Genomic DNA, 17,200 nt, shown 5'->3' with positions numbered 1-17,200 from the left:
AGGTTACCCTTTGTAAGGGTTCTATTGTGAGATGACGCTCATGCGCAACCTACTAATAATAGCGGTGCTGGTGTCGGCAATGGCTGACACAGCGAACGCACAGACCTACCAAATGCCTGAGGGCGAGCAGGGTTACTGGAAGCTTGAAGAAACGATGATGTGGCAGCTGACAGACCCGGCTGAACGCGGCGAAGTGTATGCGATTTCGAAGCTCAATAGTCTTGTGAAAAAATGCCTTGAAACTGCCGCATGCAAAGGGCCCCTGGCCAATCGAGGCGAACATCCGACGCAGCAACAACGTGAGGCTGCTGTGGCAGCGGCTAATTTAGCTGATCTGTTTCTCAATAAGGCGGAGCGAGCTGGGGTTGAGCGCAATCCGACACTTTTTGTACGCCTTCATACCTTCGCCAATAACTTAACCTATGCGCCAAGTACTTACGCTTTAGGGCGTCAATTTCTTCGCGGCGGCATTGTGGCGAAAGACCCAGAATATGGCGCGCAATTGCTACAAAGTGCGCTAGCGCTTGGACACATTGAATCGGGCATTGAGCTTGGTTTGTATTATCGCTCCATTGGTTCATCGCAGGCGGCTCGATCCGTCTTTGAGGAGGCGTTCGAGCAGCTATCATCTCGGCTCGATACACCTGAATCGTTCGTGCAGGTGATTCATTCGAATTTGCGCGAACTGGGTTATCCACTAGATAACGTGCTGGCGGAACGTCGGTCTTCGATGACTTCTGAGCCTGCCAAAGTCGCTCAAACATCGCAACAGCCGACAGTGCGTGCAGAGCGTGTGGAACTCGCTCGCCAATGCTTTGCGGACGCTGAAAACATTACCCGCCGTGATAGCGCGTTGCGTAGGCAGTTACGCACCATTGATAACCAGTTGAATGATGTTGAGGGCGACATCAACGTGTTACGCAATACGCGTGGTACGGTGCGCGGCACTTATGAGGGGCAATTGGAAAGTTATGCACGCAGCGGGCAGTTTAGCCAACTTGAGCAAGAACGACGTGATTTGCTGCGCGAACGCGGGTATCTAGATCGTGAGCTGCGTTCGTTGATTGATTATGCACGCTCGCGTCAAAGCGAGTGTAATTTGTCGCTGTATCGCTCTGAGTATGATTTGGTTTGCAAAGGCAACAGCGGCAACTCGTTTTGTAAGGGGTATGACTTATGAGCGCGGCAAAAAAATGGGCTTTATGGGGCTTAGTTGGCGTGCCGGTGGGGGCATTATTGCTGTTGTTTACGCTAGGTATGCTAAAAGACTTCGGGCTGTTGCCGGAGCGTCGACCATGGCATGCTTCGGCTGCTGAAACGCCCTCGGGCGCAGATTCAGAAGTTGGTGTAGCCGCTGGTGCAGCAGCACCTGACGCTCTTGGCGATAAGGAAGCACCGACACCGATGGGGGCATATGTCGCCCAACATTGGACAGATGCTTGGTTGCGGACTTACGACCTTGTCTTACAAGCGACTAGCGGCGATAAAACTTCTGAAGTGCGCTTGCGTGAGATATTGGCGCATTGTCCATCAATGGACGTGTGTAAAACCCCGGAACATGCATTTTCGCCGATAAATGATGCTCTCGCTGATTTTATCACCGCGCAATATTTGTTGGGGAGTTATTACCTGCAGCGCGCAGAGGCCACCGGTGATACCAAGGCCGGTGATTATGCGTTTCAGTATTTAAACATTGCGACATTGTATAAGCATCCGCTGGGGGCATTCGCTTATGCGCAATTGCGTGAAAGAGGCAAATATACCGAAAAGGATTTGAACAACGCCTACGCGTTTTACTTTGAGTCTGGTCAGGCAGGTTATTTGCAAGGGGCGATACGAGCCGCAAATGTTGCATCAAATGCGAAAAGTTGGGGCTACGCCCGCAATGCGTTTATGTTGGCGTTGCAGTATCCGTTAAATGATTCGCAGCGCGCTATGTATGAACAAGACTTGCGCAGTGTTGAGCGCGCAGCACTTAACGAAAGTTTAGTCACCGCCGAAGAACTCCCGCGCACCATCCGCCTATTTTGAATAAGGAGGGGTGCAGTCCAAGGACTGCACCCCACTTACGGCGCTTCGCGCCACCCGGCGTAGAACGCAGGGCTACTATTGCTACAATTCCTTAACACAGTTATAATTCTGTTGCTTTGGTATTAAAAAAACTTAACGAAACGGAATTATTTTGTACAAGGTTGTTGTTTTAGCGTGAAATTCTTAATGCCCGTACTGCAGCTACCGCGCTCCATGAAGCGCTTGGTGAGCTTGCTTGCTGATGCAATTGCCATCTTGGTTGCGTTGATTGTTGCGCACGTGTTGGCATATTTATACCAGCCGCCGAGCGATTTATTGCGCTGGGCGTTTTTGTATGTGGCGTTAACCATCGGTTCGCTGGCGGTGTTCACGAAGCTCGGGCTGTATCGTGCGGTGGTGCGTTATGTGAGCTTCCGTGCGCTAGGTTCGGTGTTAGTCGGCGTTTTTGTCTCTACGCTGTGGCTGTGGGCACTACGTACCATGCTACAGCTTGATTTCCCTGGGCACGCGGTGGCCAATTACGGCTTGATGGCACTGCTGATGATCGGCGGAAGTCGTCTGATTATGCGTGAGATTTACCATCGCATGGTGAGTCGTCGGAAGCGCCGCGTGCTTATTTACGGTGCAGGCTCGGCTGGCCGACAGCTGGCGCAGGCTTTGATGAACGGTGAGCAGTTTCATCCGGTGGTGTTTGTGGATGACGACCGAACGCTGCAACGCACAACCATTCTCGGTATTCCAGTCATTGACCCGTCGCAAGTGGAAGATGCGGTAAAAAGTGGTCAAATCGAACGTATTCTCTTAGCGTTACCGTCAGCCTCTCGCTCAGTACGTAAGCAAATTCTTGAATCGCTCCAACCTTTGAATATTCGCGTGCAAACCATTCCCGGCATGGCCGACATGGTGAACGGCGATATCTCCATTGATAGCTTGCAAGACGTCAACATTGAAGACTTGTTGGGGCGCGATCCGGTGGCGCCGGATACTACATTGATGCAAAAGCACATTCGTGAAAAGGTTGTGATGGTAACGGGCGCCGGAGGTTCAATTGGTTCTGAGTTGTGCCGCCAGATCATCATGCAAAAGCCGCGCGCGTTGGTGTTGTTTGAGTTAAGCGAATACAGTTTGTACGCGATTGACCGCGAGCTACGTCAGTTATGTGACCGCCACGGTGTCAGCCTTGATATCTTCCCAATGATGGGGTCGGTGCAAAATCAGACGCGCGTTGAAGGCATTATGAAAGCGTTCAAGGTGCAGACGGTTTACCATGCGGCGGCCTATAAGCACGTGCCGCTGGTGGAATTTAATATGGTTGAAGGCGTGCGCAATAACGTGTTTGGCACTTGGGCGACGGCTGAAGCGGCGATTAACGCACGGGTTGAGCAGTTTGTACTGATTTCAACAGATAAAGCGGTGCGGCCTACGAACGTGATGGGCACGACGAAACGCCTAGCAGAGCTGGTGTTGCAGTCGTTGGCTGCGCGCGAAGATGTATTGACGCGTTTTTGCATGGTGCGTTTCGGCAATGTGCTGGGTTCATCGGGTTCCGTGGTTCCGCTGTTTAAGCAACAGATTGAAAACGGTGGGCCGGTGACAGTGACGCACCCTGATATCACACGTTATTTCATGACCATTCCTGAGGCCGCGCAGTTGGTGATACAGGCGGGCACTATGGGTTCGACCGGAGCAGTATTTGTGCTGGATATGGGAGAGCCTGTGCGCATTGTCGATATGGCGAAAAAGATGATTAACCTGTCGGGGCTTGAACTGCGCTCGCGTGACAACCCAGATGGCGATATTGAGATTAGTTTTACTGGCTTGCGCCCCGGCGAGAAGCTCTTTGAAGAGTTGTTGATTGGCGATAATGTAGTGCCGTGTGCGCACCCGCGCATCATGCAGGCGCAGGAAGATTACATGTCATGGACGGCGATGCACGATTTGCTGCAACTACTCGAAAATGCCTGTGAGCATGCATTGTATGACACCATCCGCACTCTTTTATTGCAGGCTCCCTGTGGCTATATGCCCACTGAAGATCACGTCAACGATTTACTCGCCCGCCCTCTTTTATAAGTTAAGAGGGGTGCAGTCCAAGGACTGCACCCCACCTCCTGCTCAAATCACGGAACCAGTAATCAACCCAGATCGCTCAATCGCCGCGGCCAACACTTTTTTAGCCCCATCTTCGCCATGCACGAGTCGCACATCACGCACCGAACCCACGGTGGTCTGCAAAAACTCCAAGAGTTCACGTTGGTCAGCATGCGCACTATAACCACCAAGCGTATGCACTTGCGCACGAATGTCGTAGCGCTCATGATCCAAAATCACATAACCACCGCGCGGACCATAGTCCTGAATTTGTCGCCCCGGCGTGCCTTCGGCTTGATAACCAACAAAAACAACATCGGTACGCGAATCGCCTAACAAAGCCTTCAAGTAGTTTACGATACGACCGCCGCTGCACATGCCGCTGGCAGCCAATACAATGGCTGGCTCACCGCTGTCGCGCAGCAAATCGACAATTTGCATATGTTGCTCGTGGCTTTCTACGACATGGAGACGTTCAAAGTTAAGTGGATGGCGGTCATCCGCTAAGCGTTCTTTCGCTTCTTCGTCCCACAATGTCTTCAAGCGCCGATATTGTTTGGTGTATTGGCTTGCCAGTGGCGAATCCAATATTACGGTCATGGTTCGCCAGTCGGGGTCTTGGTGCATGATATCTTCAATTTCGTACAATAATTCTTGCGTACGGCCAATACTAAACGCCGGAATCAGTACTGTGCCACCGTCGGCATAAGCGCGTTCAATCACATCTTTCAAGCGTTGTTGGCGCGTGCTGCGATCTTCGTGAAAACGATCGCCGTAGGTACTTTCCAACACCAGAAAATCTGCGTATTCCAACGGGGTTGGATCGCGCAGTAGCGGCGTATTCTTACAGCCTAAATCGCCGGAAAATACCACGCGCACCGGCTGTTCGTGCACACCAACCTCAACCATTTGCTCAAACTCAACATAGGCCGAACCCATAATATGTCCGGCGTTGCGCAGACGTAGCCGCCAGCCTTGCTCTAACGCCAGCCAGCGATCAAGAGGGAGGGGTCGGAGTAAGGACTGCACCCCACTTAATACTTTAGCGGCGTGCGGAAAGCGGGTGATCTTCATCGCGTCGGCCAAAACGATTGGCAACAGCATCGCGGTAGCGGGGGTGCAATAGATGGGGCGGCGAAAGCCGGCAGCCATTAAGCTCGGCAAACGACCCACGTGGTCAATGTGACAGTGAGTGATTACTAGGCCAACAAGGTGGTCAATCGGGAAGTCAATTTCTTGGATGCGACTCACTGTGTCGCTTTCAATCGAGAAATCGGGCACGTCGCCGCCTTGAAATTGACCGCAATCAATAAGCATTGCGGCGGAATCGGTTAAAACGAATTCGTGGCAGGAGCCGGTAACACCTTGATGTGCACCATGATGTTTAACGCGCTGACGAACTTCCATGTTATCTCCTAAAATAAAGAAACAAATTAATCTATAAAATTTAACAAAACTCTATTACCTATGCTTGGTTTTGTTTTCAAAAATATACGTTATTCTTTACATTGATTTTACGATTAGTGCACATGTTGGTGCATTTTTCAAAATAATTATAAAAAGTCACATGGAGAGTTGAAAATTGAGTGACCTAGAGACGACACAAGTAGTGGAGCCTGAGCACGTTGAAACGAGCGCGCATCGTAAACGTCGAAAGATATCGTTATATAACGGTACAGAGAAGTTGTCCGACCTTGGTGTACCCATGGCGGAGTCAAATGGCGCTGCCATCAAGCGGGCAATGGCAGAACTGCAGCGTTCACCAATTATGACGCACGCGGTATTTCGAGACCGTAAAGGGAAGCAGTGGGTCATTCCTCGCGCTATCTCTATTCTAAAGCGTCTAAAAATTCAATTGTTTGCTAACTAGCAGGTAACAAGCAAAATTTACATTTCTACGCTAGTCATTCTGTTTTTGTTGTGGTTATATTGGAAACATAACAACAATAAGAAAACAGAGGCGGGGAATGCGCATAATTCAAGTCGATCAGCAGGCCAAAGCGGTCGTAAACCTAGTGATTGGCATCGCTTTGTTTATGGCTGCTTTTGTGATCTTGATGTATCGATTTTTGGAGCCCACCCAGCTTCAGCTTTATCACTCGCTTAGCTCATCCATTCTTATTGCCGCCGGGGCTAACGGCATCGCATTATTAACCTACGATTTAAATAGCAGCAAAGAGTGGAAATCTGGCGTTTCACGCTTGTTTGCCGTGCTCGCCATTATCGCGTCGGTTGATGGCTTCATGGGAAGCTTGTTTGACAGTTTTGACGCCCAGATTCATCAAAGTTTATATGTCACCTTGGGCATTACTGGCCTTTGGATGGCGCTGCGCTTGCGTAACGTGGTTGCGATACGTGCGCAACGTATTCTTGCCGCATTGGCAGCGCTGGCGTTGGCAGCTATTTTACTGATGCATTTTGTTACCGAAACACCGCTGTTAGCGCGTCACCCGACTGGTAGCTTAGTGGCGGGGGCTCTGGTGTTACTCGCCCTGATTGGGCTGTGGAACCAAAGCACAGCGACTGAAGGCGAATTGCCGTGTGTGAGTGTTTTGACAACCTCGGTTGCGGTGGTTGGATTACTTATTTCCTCCGCCATTGGCGTCACCCTGTTTCATAACGAAATGAATGAGTTGCGCGATAAAGGGCGTGAGGCCGCCGTGGGGTTAAACCTGAGTCGCCGCGCTGCTGGTAAGGAGCATGTTAGCACCCTTCGGCGCTTAGCCGAACGTTGGGAGAATTATCCGCAAACCATTCATGACGAGCTGATGGCGCTGGATATGGTCGCCGTTTTGCGCGATGTCGATTTTCTTGAAAGCCTGATTTTACGTCGTGGAAACGAATTGGTTTGGGAGCGCTCGCGGCATCAAGATACCACTTATAAAGAGATGTATTTGGAAGACGGGTACTTGCAGCAGCAATTTGACCCAACCCGTAAAGGTGAAGTACAGATGCTGGTGGCATCGCGTTCGCGTACTGAAACCGGCGCTCGCTTATTTATTCATGTGCCTATCGATTTCAAAGATGATAACTACGAAAACGGTTATTGGGGCGTGTTAGCGGTTGTGAACGTACCGAAAATGTTGTCGAACAAGGCGCTGACCTATCGCTCGCCAATTTATACCTATACCGCTATTTCGAACGGTATGTTGCTTGATGAATATGGGCACTGGGTATCGGATGCTACGCTCGATTATTTACAGAATCGCGCGTTGTTTTTATACGAAAGTGCACTCGATACAGAATTTACGAGCGGCACGCCAATTTATTCTTACATGTATGACCTTAAGGAAATGCAAGCGCGAGCGAACTTACAAACGTTGGTGACCTTTGCTGGCATTGCCATAGTGCTGTTCTTGGCGCTTACCATTGAGCGTAACCGCGAGCTTGTGGTGCAGGGGCGTCAATTGCGTTTCCAAGCTGAGCATGATGCGTTAACCGGATTGTATAATCGCACCACCATAGAGCGCATGATTGCGGATAGATTCCATAAACAGCGTGATTTAACCGCGCTGTTCATTGACCTCGATGGGTTTACGCTGATCAACGATAGCTTGGGGTTGCAGGTGGGTGACCGCTTACTTCAGGTGCTTGCGCAGCGGTTAAGCAATATTGTTGGTAATCGTGGCATGTTGGCGCGTTTTGGCGGCGATGAGTTCTTAATTGTGACGCAGAACATGCATGAGAATGAAGAAGCGGTGGCGGAATTAACCAGTAAGATTCTCAGTGCTGTCGCCCAGCCTTATCGCATTATGCATCATAAGATTTACCTGACTGCGAGTATTGGTGTGGCGCATCAAACCGAAGATCAATACGCACCGCTTGAGTTGATTCAACGCGCGGATATGGCGATGCACCAGGCCAAGCGTCAGGGCCATAACCACGTACAGATTTATCAAGACAGCATGAGCTTGCAGTTTAAATCATCGGCGGCGATGCGTTCGAGCCTGCAAGAAGCGATTGAGAAGAATCAGCTAACACTGCATTATCAGCCAATTGTCCGCTGTAACGATGGCGCGACCATTGGTTACGAGGCGTTATTGCGCTGGGAACGTGAGCCTGGCAAGTTTATTTCGCCAACCGAGTTTATTCCGCTGGCTGAAATGACCGGACAGATTATTCCGCTCAGCGAGTGGGTGTTCCGTCGCGCCTGTGAGGCCGCAGTGAAGTTGCAAGAGCATGGACCATGCAAGATGGCGGTGAACTTGTCGACGTTGCACTTTAATCGTACTGAATTTACGCCGTTTTTAGAACAAACGCTGGAAGAAACCGGGTGTAAGCCGGAGTGGCTAGAGCTTGAGCTAACCGAAAGCATTTTGATGGAAAATACGGATTACGCAGTGGAAGTTCTGCAGAATCTGCGGAATAAGAACATTACGATTTCATTGGATGATTTTGGTACCGGTTTCTCATCGTTGAGTTACTTAAAACGCTTGCCGGTAGATAAAGTGAAAATTGACCGTAGTTTCGTCGCCGGTATTCGTACGCATCGTTCAGACCGTGTGTTGATTGGCTCGGTGATTAAAATTGCGCAGAGTCTCGATTTCGCGGTGGTTGCTGAGGGCGTCGAAACCCCACAACAAGCCGAATTTGTTACCGAGCTTGGCTGTAACTACATGCAAGGATTCTACTTCGGCCGCCCAGTGCCGCTAGAGGAACTGTAGCCCGGCGTGAAACGCCGGGTAGCGCGCAGCGCTGTTATTGTTCGGGCTTCTTCGATGACTAAAGCATTAACCGTGGCTACGCCACGTCCCGGCGTTTAACGCCGGGCTACGTAAAACATTCGTTAATTTCGATCTTTTGGTCTATTAATTACATACACTTATGTATGTAATTTACAATCTAAAGGCCAAACCATGTCATTTCCTGTGTTGCTAAGCATTGTGGTGGTGCTGTGGCTTCTGTTGGTTGCAGCGGGTGCTTTTGAGGCACTGAGACACAAAATTCTTCTCCGAAATATTCCGGTAAGGGTGCATGTTAACGGCACCCGTGGCAAAACCAGCGTCACCCGACTGATTGCGGCTGGCTTGCGTGGTGGCGGCAAACGCGTGTGCGCCAAAACCACCGGATCAGCGGCTGCCATGACCGACCCAGATGGCCGTGAATTTCCTATCTACCGCATTAGCGGTGCCAACATTATTGAGCAAATGCGCATGCTAAAACGCATGGCGGTGCTGAAGCCTGAGGTGGTGGTGGTGGAGTGCATGGCGCTGCAGCCGCACTACCAAAGCTTGAGTGAACTACGCATGGTGCGCTCGACTGTGGGCGTCATTACCAATGCGCGGGCGGATCATCTCGATGTGATGGGCCCCGGTGAGCGTGATGTAGCGTTAGCGCTGGCAGGTAGCACACCGGTGCGAGGCAACCTATTCACCGCAGAGCGCGATTTACTCGAGGTATTTGAAGAATCTTGCCAAGACCGCCGTAGCCAACTTCATGGGGTTACTGAAGACGAAGTTGCTGCGATTCCTGAAGAAGTGCTCGCCGAATTTAAATATGCCGAACATGCAGAGAACGTCGCCTTGGCGCTGAAAGTTTGCGAGCACCTGGGCGTTAAGCGCGATGATGCCCTCAAAGGCATGCTGGCGTTAGAGCCGGAAGCGGGTGCTATGCAGGTGCTTCATGTTCGCTACTTTGAGCGTGAGCTGATTTTTGTGAATGCCTTCGCTGCGAATGATCCTGAATCGACCGGACGTATCTGGGAAAACATGCTCGAAAAGCATGGTCAAGGGCGGCACTCGATTATGCTGATTAATTGCCGCGCCGACCGCCCGCATCGCTCTCAGCAAATGGCTGAGGCGGTGGTGCAATGGTCGCCAGCCAGCAAGATTATATTGATGGGCTCGGGTTCTTTTATTTTTGTGCGCGAGGCCATGAAATATGGGCTCGATCCGGACAAGTTATTGGTCATGGAAGGCGCTCATATGACGGAGATAACCGAAGTTTTGCTGGAGCAATCGCAAGGTAACGCGCTGATTGTGGGCATGTGTAATATTCATGGTGGCGGCGAGGAAGTCGCACGCTTTTTCCAAAACCGTGCAATTGATGAGGAAGACGTATGATAGCGCTCAATATTCTCGCCGTAGCTATCGGCATTGGTTTGTTTTTCACGCTACTGCTCACCCAAACCTTGGGATTAGCGGCTGGTGGTTTAGTGGTACCTGGTTATGTGGCGTTGCAATTGACTGATCCGCTCAGTCTAGCGCTAACACTGGTTGCGGCTTTCGTGACCTATCTCATCGTCAAAATTGTTTCGAGCTTCGTGATTGTTTATGGCCGCCGTCAAACCATCATCATGATTCTAACCGGTTACATTATTGCCGGGCTGTTCGATATGTTTATTGGCAACCTTGTGACCTGGACTGACCTACAAATGATAGCCGGCGTAGATGAAGCACAAGCCCAAGTGCAGCCACTGGAATCAAGCCTCATGATGGCGGTAATGGAGAGCAGCATTATTGGCTACATCATTCCGGGTTTAATTGCGATTTGGTTCGAGCGCCAAGGCGTGTTGCAAACTTTATGTGGCTTGGCGGTAACCGCGGTATTGGTGCGCTTAGCGCTCATCGCGATTATGCCCGAGTCATTGCACATGTATGAAGCAAGCCGCGCATTTCAAATGCCAGGCTGGTAAGTCAGCGCCAACAGGAGAATTATTCACATGAGTAAATTTACCAAGATTTATTGGCGCTCGTCAGGGGTGCCACTTTGGGGACAAGTCTTTTTAATTGCGCTGGCGGTACTGGCATTTTTGCTGGCCGAGAACTTACGCCAACGCGATCCGGTGGTGGATAAAAACTACGCCACCATGGTGAACGCCGCGAAGATTATGCGCGAAGGCATGGATGTGTTGCAGCCGTTGCGCGCGCAGCTTGCGCCAATTAACCCTGAATTTGATCCGCAGCGTTCTGGTTTAGTGGGCCTAGAAAATTCTGAGATTACCACCAACCAAGGTGGTCGCGAATCAAAGCAAACCACCGTGAACCCGAATTGGGCTGCCGTTGCCGTGAAGCTATTGGCCGATGCCGGTGTGGGCGAAGGTGACTTGGTTGCGGTGACCATTTCTGGCTCGTTTCCAGCGATAAACCTTGCTGTGTACTCAGCGCTTGAAGCGCTGGGCGCCGATGCGGTGATTATAGCTTCGGCATCATCGTCGCAATGGGGCGCTAACGTGCCGGGCTTCACTTGGCTTGATATGGAACGTGAGCTACGTAGCGCTGGTGTAATTTCACTGAAACCGATTTATGCCTCTCTGGGCGGCATTGAAGACCGAGGCATTGGCATTTCCGAAGAAGGTATTGCCATGCTCAAGCGCTCGATTGACCGCGCAGATATTAATTTGATTGAGCCTGCAAATTACCAAGAAGCGGTTGCTGACCGTATCGCTATTTTCCGTGAATACTCTGCCGAGCGCAGCTACAAAGCGTTCGTAAACGTCGGTGGTGGCGCCACCATTGTTGGCCCGCCGGGCATTGACGACATGTTCAAATCCGGCCTGCAAAAGGATGCGCCATCCCGCGCGTTCGCAGTCGATACGGTGATGGGCTATTTCTTACAAGAAGAAATTCCGGGAGTTCATTTTATCGGCATTAAAAATTTAGCAAACCGCTACGGCTTACCGATTGCACCCGTTGAGCCAGTACCCGTTGGCAATGGTGGCATCTACTCGGCAACAGTCTACAACCGCTGGCTGGCAATTGCGCTTGGCTTGGGCCTCTTTGGCATGACTTGGTTGATTGTGCGCTCAGCACGCATCACCAGCATCTTTAATCGCGCCGGCGGCCACGGCAAAATCACCAAGCCAATGGTGTAGCCCGGCGTTCTACGCCGGGTAACGCGCAGCGTTGTTCGTTACTCGTTACTCGTTGCTCCAAAGCATGGTTCAAATAGAATCGATGTTTTGGGATGTTTCATGAAAGCTCTATAGGTGTGTGGGGTGTCTCTGAAAAAAGACTGTTCAGTTGCATCAAAAAAGTAGCATTTTGGGGTGCCTTATTTGTAGCAAATTTGATGCAACTGAACACTAAAATTTTTAGGGGGTATGCACAGCTCTATCGTCTCCTAATATTTCCTGATAATTCGCAATTTCACCGCGCGATTTCGAATGTATCCAGCAAGCTTAGTCAGATATCAGTCGATATCAATCGCGTGTTAGGCAGATATCAGTCAGGTATTAGTCAGGTATTAGTTAGGTATTAGTCAAGTATTAGTAAGGGTTCTGTCAGGTTTCAATCAGGCTTCAGTCGGGTATCAGTCATGTATCAGTCTGGTATTAGTCAGGTATCAGCCGCTGTCAGCCGTGTATCAGTCGATTAGGTTTCTAGCGTAGATTCCGCTGACTTTGCCATCTATTGAGTAATAGGCGTTAGTGGCACTGCGCAAATGTCGCCGATGTTGATTAAATAGGTTAACTCTGAGTCTGTTTCGACAGATGGTTGCCCTAAATTTTCTTTAAAACTCTCCGCGGTTGTACACAATTACAATTTCTTGTCTGTGATGAATAAAAAAAATGGCTAGCCAACTAAATGACTAGCCATTTCTGCGTTGTGTCTTCGTCCTTCTTACTTCGTCCTTCTTACTTCGTCTTTCGTCCTTCGTCTTTCGTCCTTCGTTTTTCGTTCTTCGTTCTTCGTCTTTCGCTTTTCCGAATAACGAATAACCAATAACGAATAACGTTTTTCGCTCTTAGAACGTGTACATCGCCATGAACTGGACGCGAGTTAAGTCGCCGTCCTGGCCTGCGTCATTTTCACGCTGTGCCAGTGACACTTCGCCACCGAAGGTGAGCTTCGGGTCAACTGAGTGCATGACGTTGAAGCCAATGCGCTGGGTGAACTCAGTGGCCAGTGAGCCTTCGAGGTTGTCGGTGTTGTCGGCCCAGCCGCGGCTGTAGACGATGTTAGAGCGGGTTTTGTCGCTCCAGTGGTGGCGATATGCAAAAGTCACGCCCATTACGTCGAGTGACTCGAGGCTGTTGTTCGGGTCAACGTAAGCGCCGTTGAAGGTGTTGAGGCCCATGTAGCGGCCGATACCTGAACCTGCGGTGAAGCTAGCACGGATGTCGTTACCGTTATCAAATGCCAATTTACCACCGAAAGTGACGCCGTAGCCGGTTGCGGTTTCGTCGCTGCCGTCGCTGTCGATGTCGTATGCTAATTGACGCACTAAACCAGCCACGCTGTAGCTAAAGTTGCCGCTTGCGCCTTTATACTTTGCGGTAAAGTCTGGCATGATGCCTTCGCTGGTGGCGGCACGCGAGACTGCACCGGTATCTGCATCAACTAAGCTCACTGTGGTTTCTGGGTTTTCGATAGAGAAGCTCCACGCGCCGCTGGTGTATCGTACTTGCGGTTGACGCATAAACACCATACCGTCGGTAGCACCAACGAAATCAACGGATTCAGGCAGAATACTTAAGTCTTGGAAGTTTGACCATGCTTGACCAATCATCCAGTTTTTGTACTGTAGAAATGCTTGACGCAGACGCGGCGCATAGGAGTTGGTAATACGCTCGTCCCCACTCGGTACGGTCATGAAATCGAGTTCGATATGACCGGTGATCGCTTCACCGTTCTCAAGTGTTTGTTTTACATCGAAGAAGAAACGCGATTGGCGAGCGTGGAAATCGGTGACGGCATCGTCGCCTTGACCGCCTACTGGCGTTAAGCTAGGAATATAAAACTGGCGACCGATATTTCGGTCGGTGCCTGCGCCGGCTGAACCGTCACCATAGTCAGAAATCATGGCATCGAGTTTGACGTAGCCACCGAATGACCATTCGGGACCTTCTGCAGCATGGGCATTCGTGGCTAGGCTGCCTGCTAAGCTAGCAAAAACTGCACTGGCAACTAGCGATTTGGTTAGAGTTTTTTGCAACATTGCTGTGCTCCTGTTTTGTAAGACGTTGTTCGTTATTCGTCCGCTTCGCTGTTCGTCCGCTTCGCTGTTCGAATAGCGCGTAGCGCGGACGAACAGTGAGCAAAGCGAACGTACGAATGACGAAGCACGTAGTTTCTAAGCTTTTAACATGCGGGCGTAATTATCAATCTAGACTATGGTCTAATGGCTTGATCGCGCGCAATAACTGAAGGTATAGGCATCAAAAACAAGAGCGATATTAGCTATTAGATATTAGATATTAGAAGAGATTAGCTATTAGATATTAGATATTAGAAGAGCAAGAGCGATATTAGATATTAGAGTGCGAGAAGAGCAGGCTCTTGGGTTTTGCTAATATCCAATATCCAATAGCTAATATCGACTTAGCAGTTCAATAGGAGGTTTTATGCAACATGGGGTTTATAAAGTGCCGGCAGATGCGAAAGCGCGGGCATTGGTGAACAATGAACAATACCTGGCGATGTATGAGCAGAGCGTGAAAGACCCTGAGGGTTTTTGGCGTGAGCAAGGGCAGCGTATTAGCTGGTTTAGCCCCTATTCGAAGGTGAAGAATACGAGTTTTGCGCCGGGCAATGTGAGCATAAAATGGTTTGAAGATGGCACCTTGAATGCGTGCTACAACTGCGTCGATCGGCACTTGGCGGAGCGCGGTGATAAAACTGCGATTATTTGGGAAGGTGATGACCCAAGTGTGAGCGACGAGATTAGCTATAAGCAATTGCATCAAGAAGTATCGCGTTTTGCGAATGGTTTGAAGAAGCTGGGCGTACAGAAGGGTGACCGTGTGGCAATTTATATGCCGATGGTGCCGGAGGCAGCTTATGCGATGTTGGCGTGTGCGCGCATTGGTGCGGTGCATACGGTTATTTTTGGTGGCTTCTCGCCGAATGCGATTGCCGACCGCGTGAATGATTGCGGCGTGAAAGTAATTGTGACTGCGGATGGCGGCCGTCGTGGTGGTAAAACGACGCCACTGAAGGCGAATGTTGACGAAGCATTGCGTGGTGGTCGTTGTGCGACGGTTGAAAAGGTTGTGGTTGCGAAAGTAACGCACGGCGAAACCGAATGGGACGACAGCCGTGACGTGGCGTGGGATCAGTTGGTGAAAGATGTACCTGCTGAGTGCCAGCCAGAAGTGATGAATGCTGAAGACCCGCTGTTTATTTTGTATACCTCGGGTTCAACCGGTAAACCAAAGGGCGTGTTGCATACCACTGGTGGTTACATGGTGTATGCGTCAATGACGCACGAGTTGGTATTCGATTATCACGAAGATGATGTGTACTGGTGTGCAGCCGATGTGGGCTGGATTACTGGTCATAGCTACATTGTTTATGGGCCGTTAGCTAACGGTGCAACCACGTTGATTTTTGAAGGATTGCCAACGTATCCGGGCGTGGGTCGGATTGGTGAAGTGGTTGATAAGCACAGCGTCAATATTCTGTACACGGCACCAACGGCGATTCGTGCGTTGATGTCGAAAGGTACTGCTGCTGCGGAAACGTCTTCGCGTAAGTCATTGCGTACGTTGGGGTCAGTCGGTGAGCCGATTAATCCAGAGGCGTGGGAGTGGTATTACAAGGTGATCGGCGATAGCCGTTGTCCAATTGTGGATACGTGGTGGCAAACTGAAACGGGTGGCATCATGATCACGCCATTACCGGGTGCGACTGATTTGAAACCAGGTTCGGCAACGCGTCCTTTCTTTGGTGTGCAGCCGGCGTTGGTGGATGCCGATGGCAACGAGCTTAAAGGCGCTGTTGATGGCAATTTGGTGATTAAAGATTCATGGCCAGGTCAAATGCGCACGCTATGGGGTGACCATGAGCGCTTTGAGCAAACCTATTTCTCTGCCTACAAAAACATGTATTTCACTGGTGATGGCGCGCGTCGTGACGAAGATGGTTTCTTCTGGATCACCGGCCGTGTGGACGACGTGTTGAACGTGTCGGGTCACCGTTTGGGTACGGCTGAAATTGAATCGGTGTTGGTTGAACACGAGAAGATTTCTGAGGCGGCGGTTGTGGGTTATCCGCACGACGTGAAAGGTCAGGGTATTTATGTGTATGTGTCAGCAATGGCCGGCACGGAGATTACCGATGAGTTGACCAAAGAAGTGCGCGACTGGGTGCGTAAAGAGTTAAGCCCAATTGCGACGCCAGATTTCATTCACTGGACAGCGGATTTGCCGAAGACGCGTTCGGGTAAAATCATGCGCCGCATTCTGCGTAAGATTGCCGCCAACGAATTCGAGAATTTAGGCGATACCTCTACGCTTGCCGATCCGTCTGTGGTAGATTCGTTAATCGAAAACCGATTGAATAAGTAGCCCGTCGTTTCACGACGGGACGTGCGCAGCACGGTTATTCTCAACGTTTAATCGATAGTTGGGCATTAACGACGCTGCGCGTCACCCGGCGTGAAACGCCGGGCTACGGGAATCCTATGGCGAAATTTTTAATAGCAGATGATCATCCGTTGTTTCGCGAGGCCCTGCAGGGGGCTCTCGCGAACCATTATCCTGAGCTTGAGTTACGCGAAGCGGGCGATTTAGACGCGACGCTTGCGGCGCTCAATGAAGATGATGATCTTGATTTACTTCTATTGGATTTGCACATGCCGGGCAGCGGCGATCTGTACGGGTTAATTCGTATACGCGAAGATTATCCGCTACTTCCCGTTGCCATTATTTCTGGTTCTGAAGATCCTGCCGTGGTTGCCAAATGCATTGGCTTCGGCGCGCTGGGTTTTATCCCGAAATCGCTCTCTTCAGCAAAGATTGCTGAGGCCATCGATGTGATTTTGCAAGGTGATACTTGGGTTCCGGCGGAAATGCGCGGGCGCCTCGATAACATCACCGATGAAGATCAAGAGCTTGCCAAGAAAGTTGCCGATCTCACCCCACAACAATACCGAGTACTTTTCCTGCTGCACGAAGGCTTATTAAACAAGCAAATTGCTTATCAGTTGAACATCACCGAAGCTACCGTGAAAGCGCACATTACTGCTATTTTCCGCAAACTCGGCGTTTATAGCCGTACTCAAGCGGTTTTGCTGGCTGAGCGTTTGCAGCTTGAACCCAACCCCACCTAAATTGTTACACGTTGTTACAAATTTGAATAAAAATTGATTCAATTGTTAACTGTTTGTAGGTAATTTCTTCCTTTGCGACTGTCAA

General features: G+C 50.3%; 12 protein-coding genes. 10 read left to right on the top strand and 2 right to left on the bottom strand.

Annotated elements, in window-relative coordinates; genetic code table 11:
• Positions 1–40: 40 nt before the first annotated feature.
• The 3 genes from LG272_RS10915 (at position 41) to LG272_RS10905 (ending at position 4,104) form a co-directional block, all read left to right on the top strand.
• Complete coding sequence (locus tag LG272_RS10915) at positions 41–1,180, top strand: hypothetical protein (RefSeq protein ID WP_404408529.1); 1,140 nt, start codon at positions 41–43, stop codon at positions 1,178–1,180.
• On the top strand, positions 1,177–2,031 hold the full coding sequence (locus tag LG272_RS10910) for a hypothetical protein (RefSeq protein WP_404408527.1): 855 nt from the start codon (positions 1,177–1,179) through the stop codon (positions 2,029–2,031). Before LG272_RS10915 ends, LG272_RS10910 begins: the two co-directional genes overlap by 4 nt.
• A 174-nt stretch (positions 2,032–2,205) precedes the next feature.
• Positions 2,206–4,104 (top strand): polysaccharide biosynthesis protein, encoded by a 1,899-nt coding sequence (locus LG272_RS10905; RefSeq protein ID WP_404408525.1) that lies wholly within the window; start codon positions 2,206–2,208, stop codon positions 4,102–4,104.
• Between the two features lie 42 nt (positions 4,105–4,146).
• On the opposite strand, the gene LG272_RS10900 is transcribed toward LG272_RS10905, so the two are convergent.
• Positions 4,147–5,529: an MBL fold metallo-hydrolase RNA specificity domain-containing protein gene (locus LG272_RS10900; RefSeq protein WP_404408523.1), complete on the bottom strand. Its 1,383-nt coding sequence runs from the start codon at positions 5,527–5,529 to the stop codon at positions 4,147–4,149.
• 175 nt (positions 5,530–5,704) lie between these two features.
• Between LG272_RS10900 and LG272_RS10895 the strand changes: the two genes are divergently transcribed.
• The 5 genes from LG272_RS10895 to pgsW all read left to right on the top strand — a co-directional run bounded on the left by LG272_RS10895 (position 5,705) and on the right by pgsW (position 11,935).
• Positions 5,705–5,992, top strand: a complete 288-nt coding sequence (locus tag LG272_RS10895; protein WP_126759319.1) for a hypothetical protein — start codon at positions 5,705–5,707, stop codon at positions 5,990–5,992.
• A gap of 97 nt (positions 5,993–6,089) precedes the next feature.
• Positions 6,090–8,786 (top strand): putative bifunctional diguanylate cyclase/phosphodiesterase, encoded by a 2,697-nt coding sequence (locus LG272_RS10890; RefSeq protein WP_404408521.1) that lies wholly within the window; start codon positions 6,090–6,092, stop codon positions 8,784–8,786.
• 192 nt (positions 8,787–8,978) lie between these two features.
• Positions 8,979–10,184 carry a poly-gamma-glutamate synthase PgsB gene (pgsB, locus tag LG272_RS10885; RefSeq protein ID WP_404408519.1) on the top strand — a complete coding sequence of 402 codons (1,206 nt, stop codon included), beginning with the start codon at positions 8,979–8,981 and terminating at the stop codon, positions 10,182–10,184.
• A complete protein-coding gene (gene pgsC / locus LG272_RS10880; RefSeq protein ID WP_126759316.1) occupies positions 10,181–10,756 on the top strand; it encodes a poly-gamma-glutamate biosynthesis protein PgsC in 576 nt (191 codons plus the stop codon). Before pgsB ends, pgsC begins: the two co-directional genes overlap by 4 nt.
• Before the next feature lie 27 nt (positions 10,757–10,783).
• Positions 10,784–11,935, top strand: coding sequence for a poly-gamma-glutamate system protein (gene pgsW, locus LG272_RS10875; protein ID WP_404408516.1), 1,152 nt, complete (start codon positions 10,784–10,786; stop codon positions 11,933–11,935).
• An 872-nt stretch (positions 11,936–12,807) separates the two neighbouring features.
• Here pgsW and LG272_RS10870 read toward each other — a convergent pair.
• Positions 12,808–14,001, bottom strand: coding sequence for a DcaP family trimeric outer membrane transporter (locus LG272_RS10870; protein ID WP_404408514.1), 1,194 nt, complete (start codon positions 13,999–14,001; stop codon positions 12,808–12,810).
• 406 nt (positions 14,002–14,407) lie between these two features.
• On the opposite strand from LG272_RS10870, the gene acs reads away from it, so the two are divergent.
• On the top strand, positions 14,408–16,351 hold the full coding sequence (gene acs / locus LG272_RS10865; RefSeq protein ID WP_404408512.1) for an acetate--CoA ligase: 1,944 nt from the start codon (positions 14,408–14,410) through the stop codon (positions 16,349–16,351).
• Between the two features lie 116 nt (positions 16,352–16,467).
• Entirely contained in the window at positions 16,468–17,115 is a 648-nt protein-coding gene (locus tag LG272_RS10860) for a response regulator transcription factor (RefSeq protein ID WP_126759313.1), read from the top strand.
• Positions 17,116–17,200 lie beyond the last annotated feature (85 nt).

The organism is Pseudidiomarina marina, assembly GCF_044807045.1.
Taxonomy (GTDB): domain Bacteria; phylum Pseudomonadota; class Gammaproteobacteria; order Enterobacterales; family Alteromonadaceae; genus Pseudidiomarina; species Pseudidiomarina marina.
This window is presented reverse-complemented; position numbering and strand designations above follow the sequence as displayed.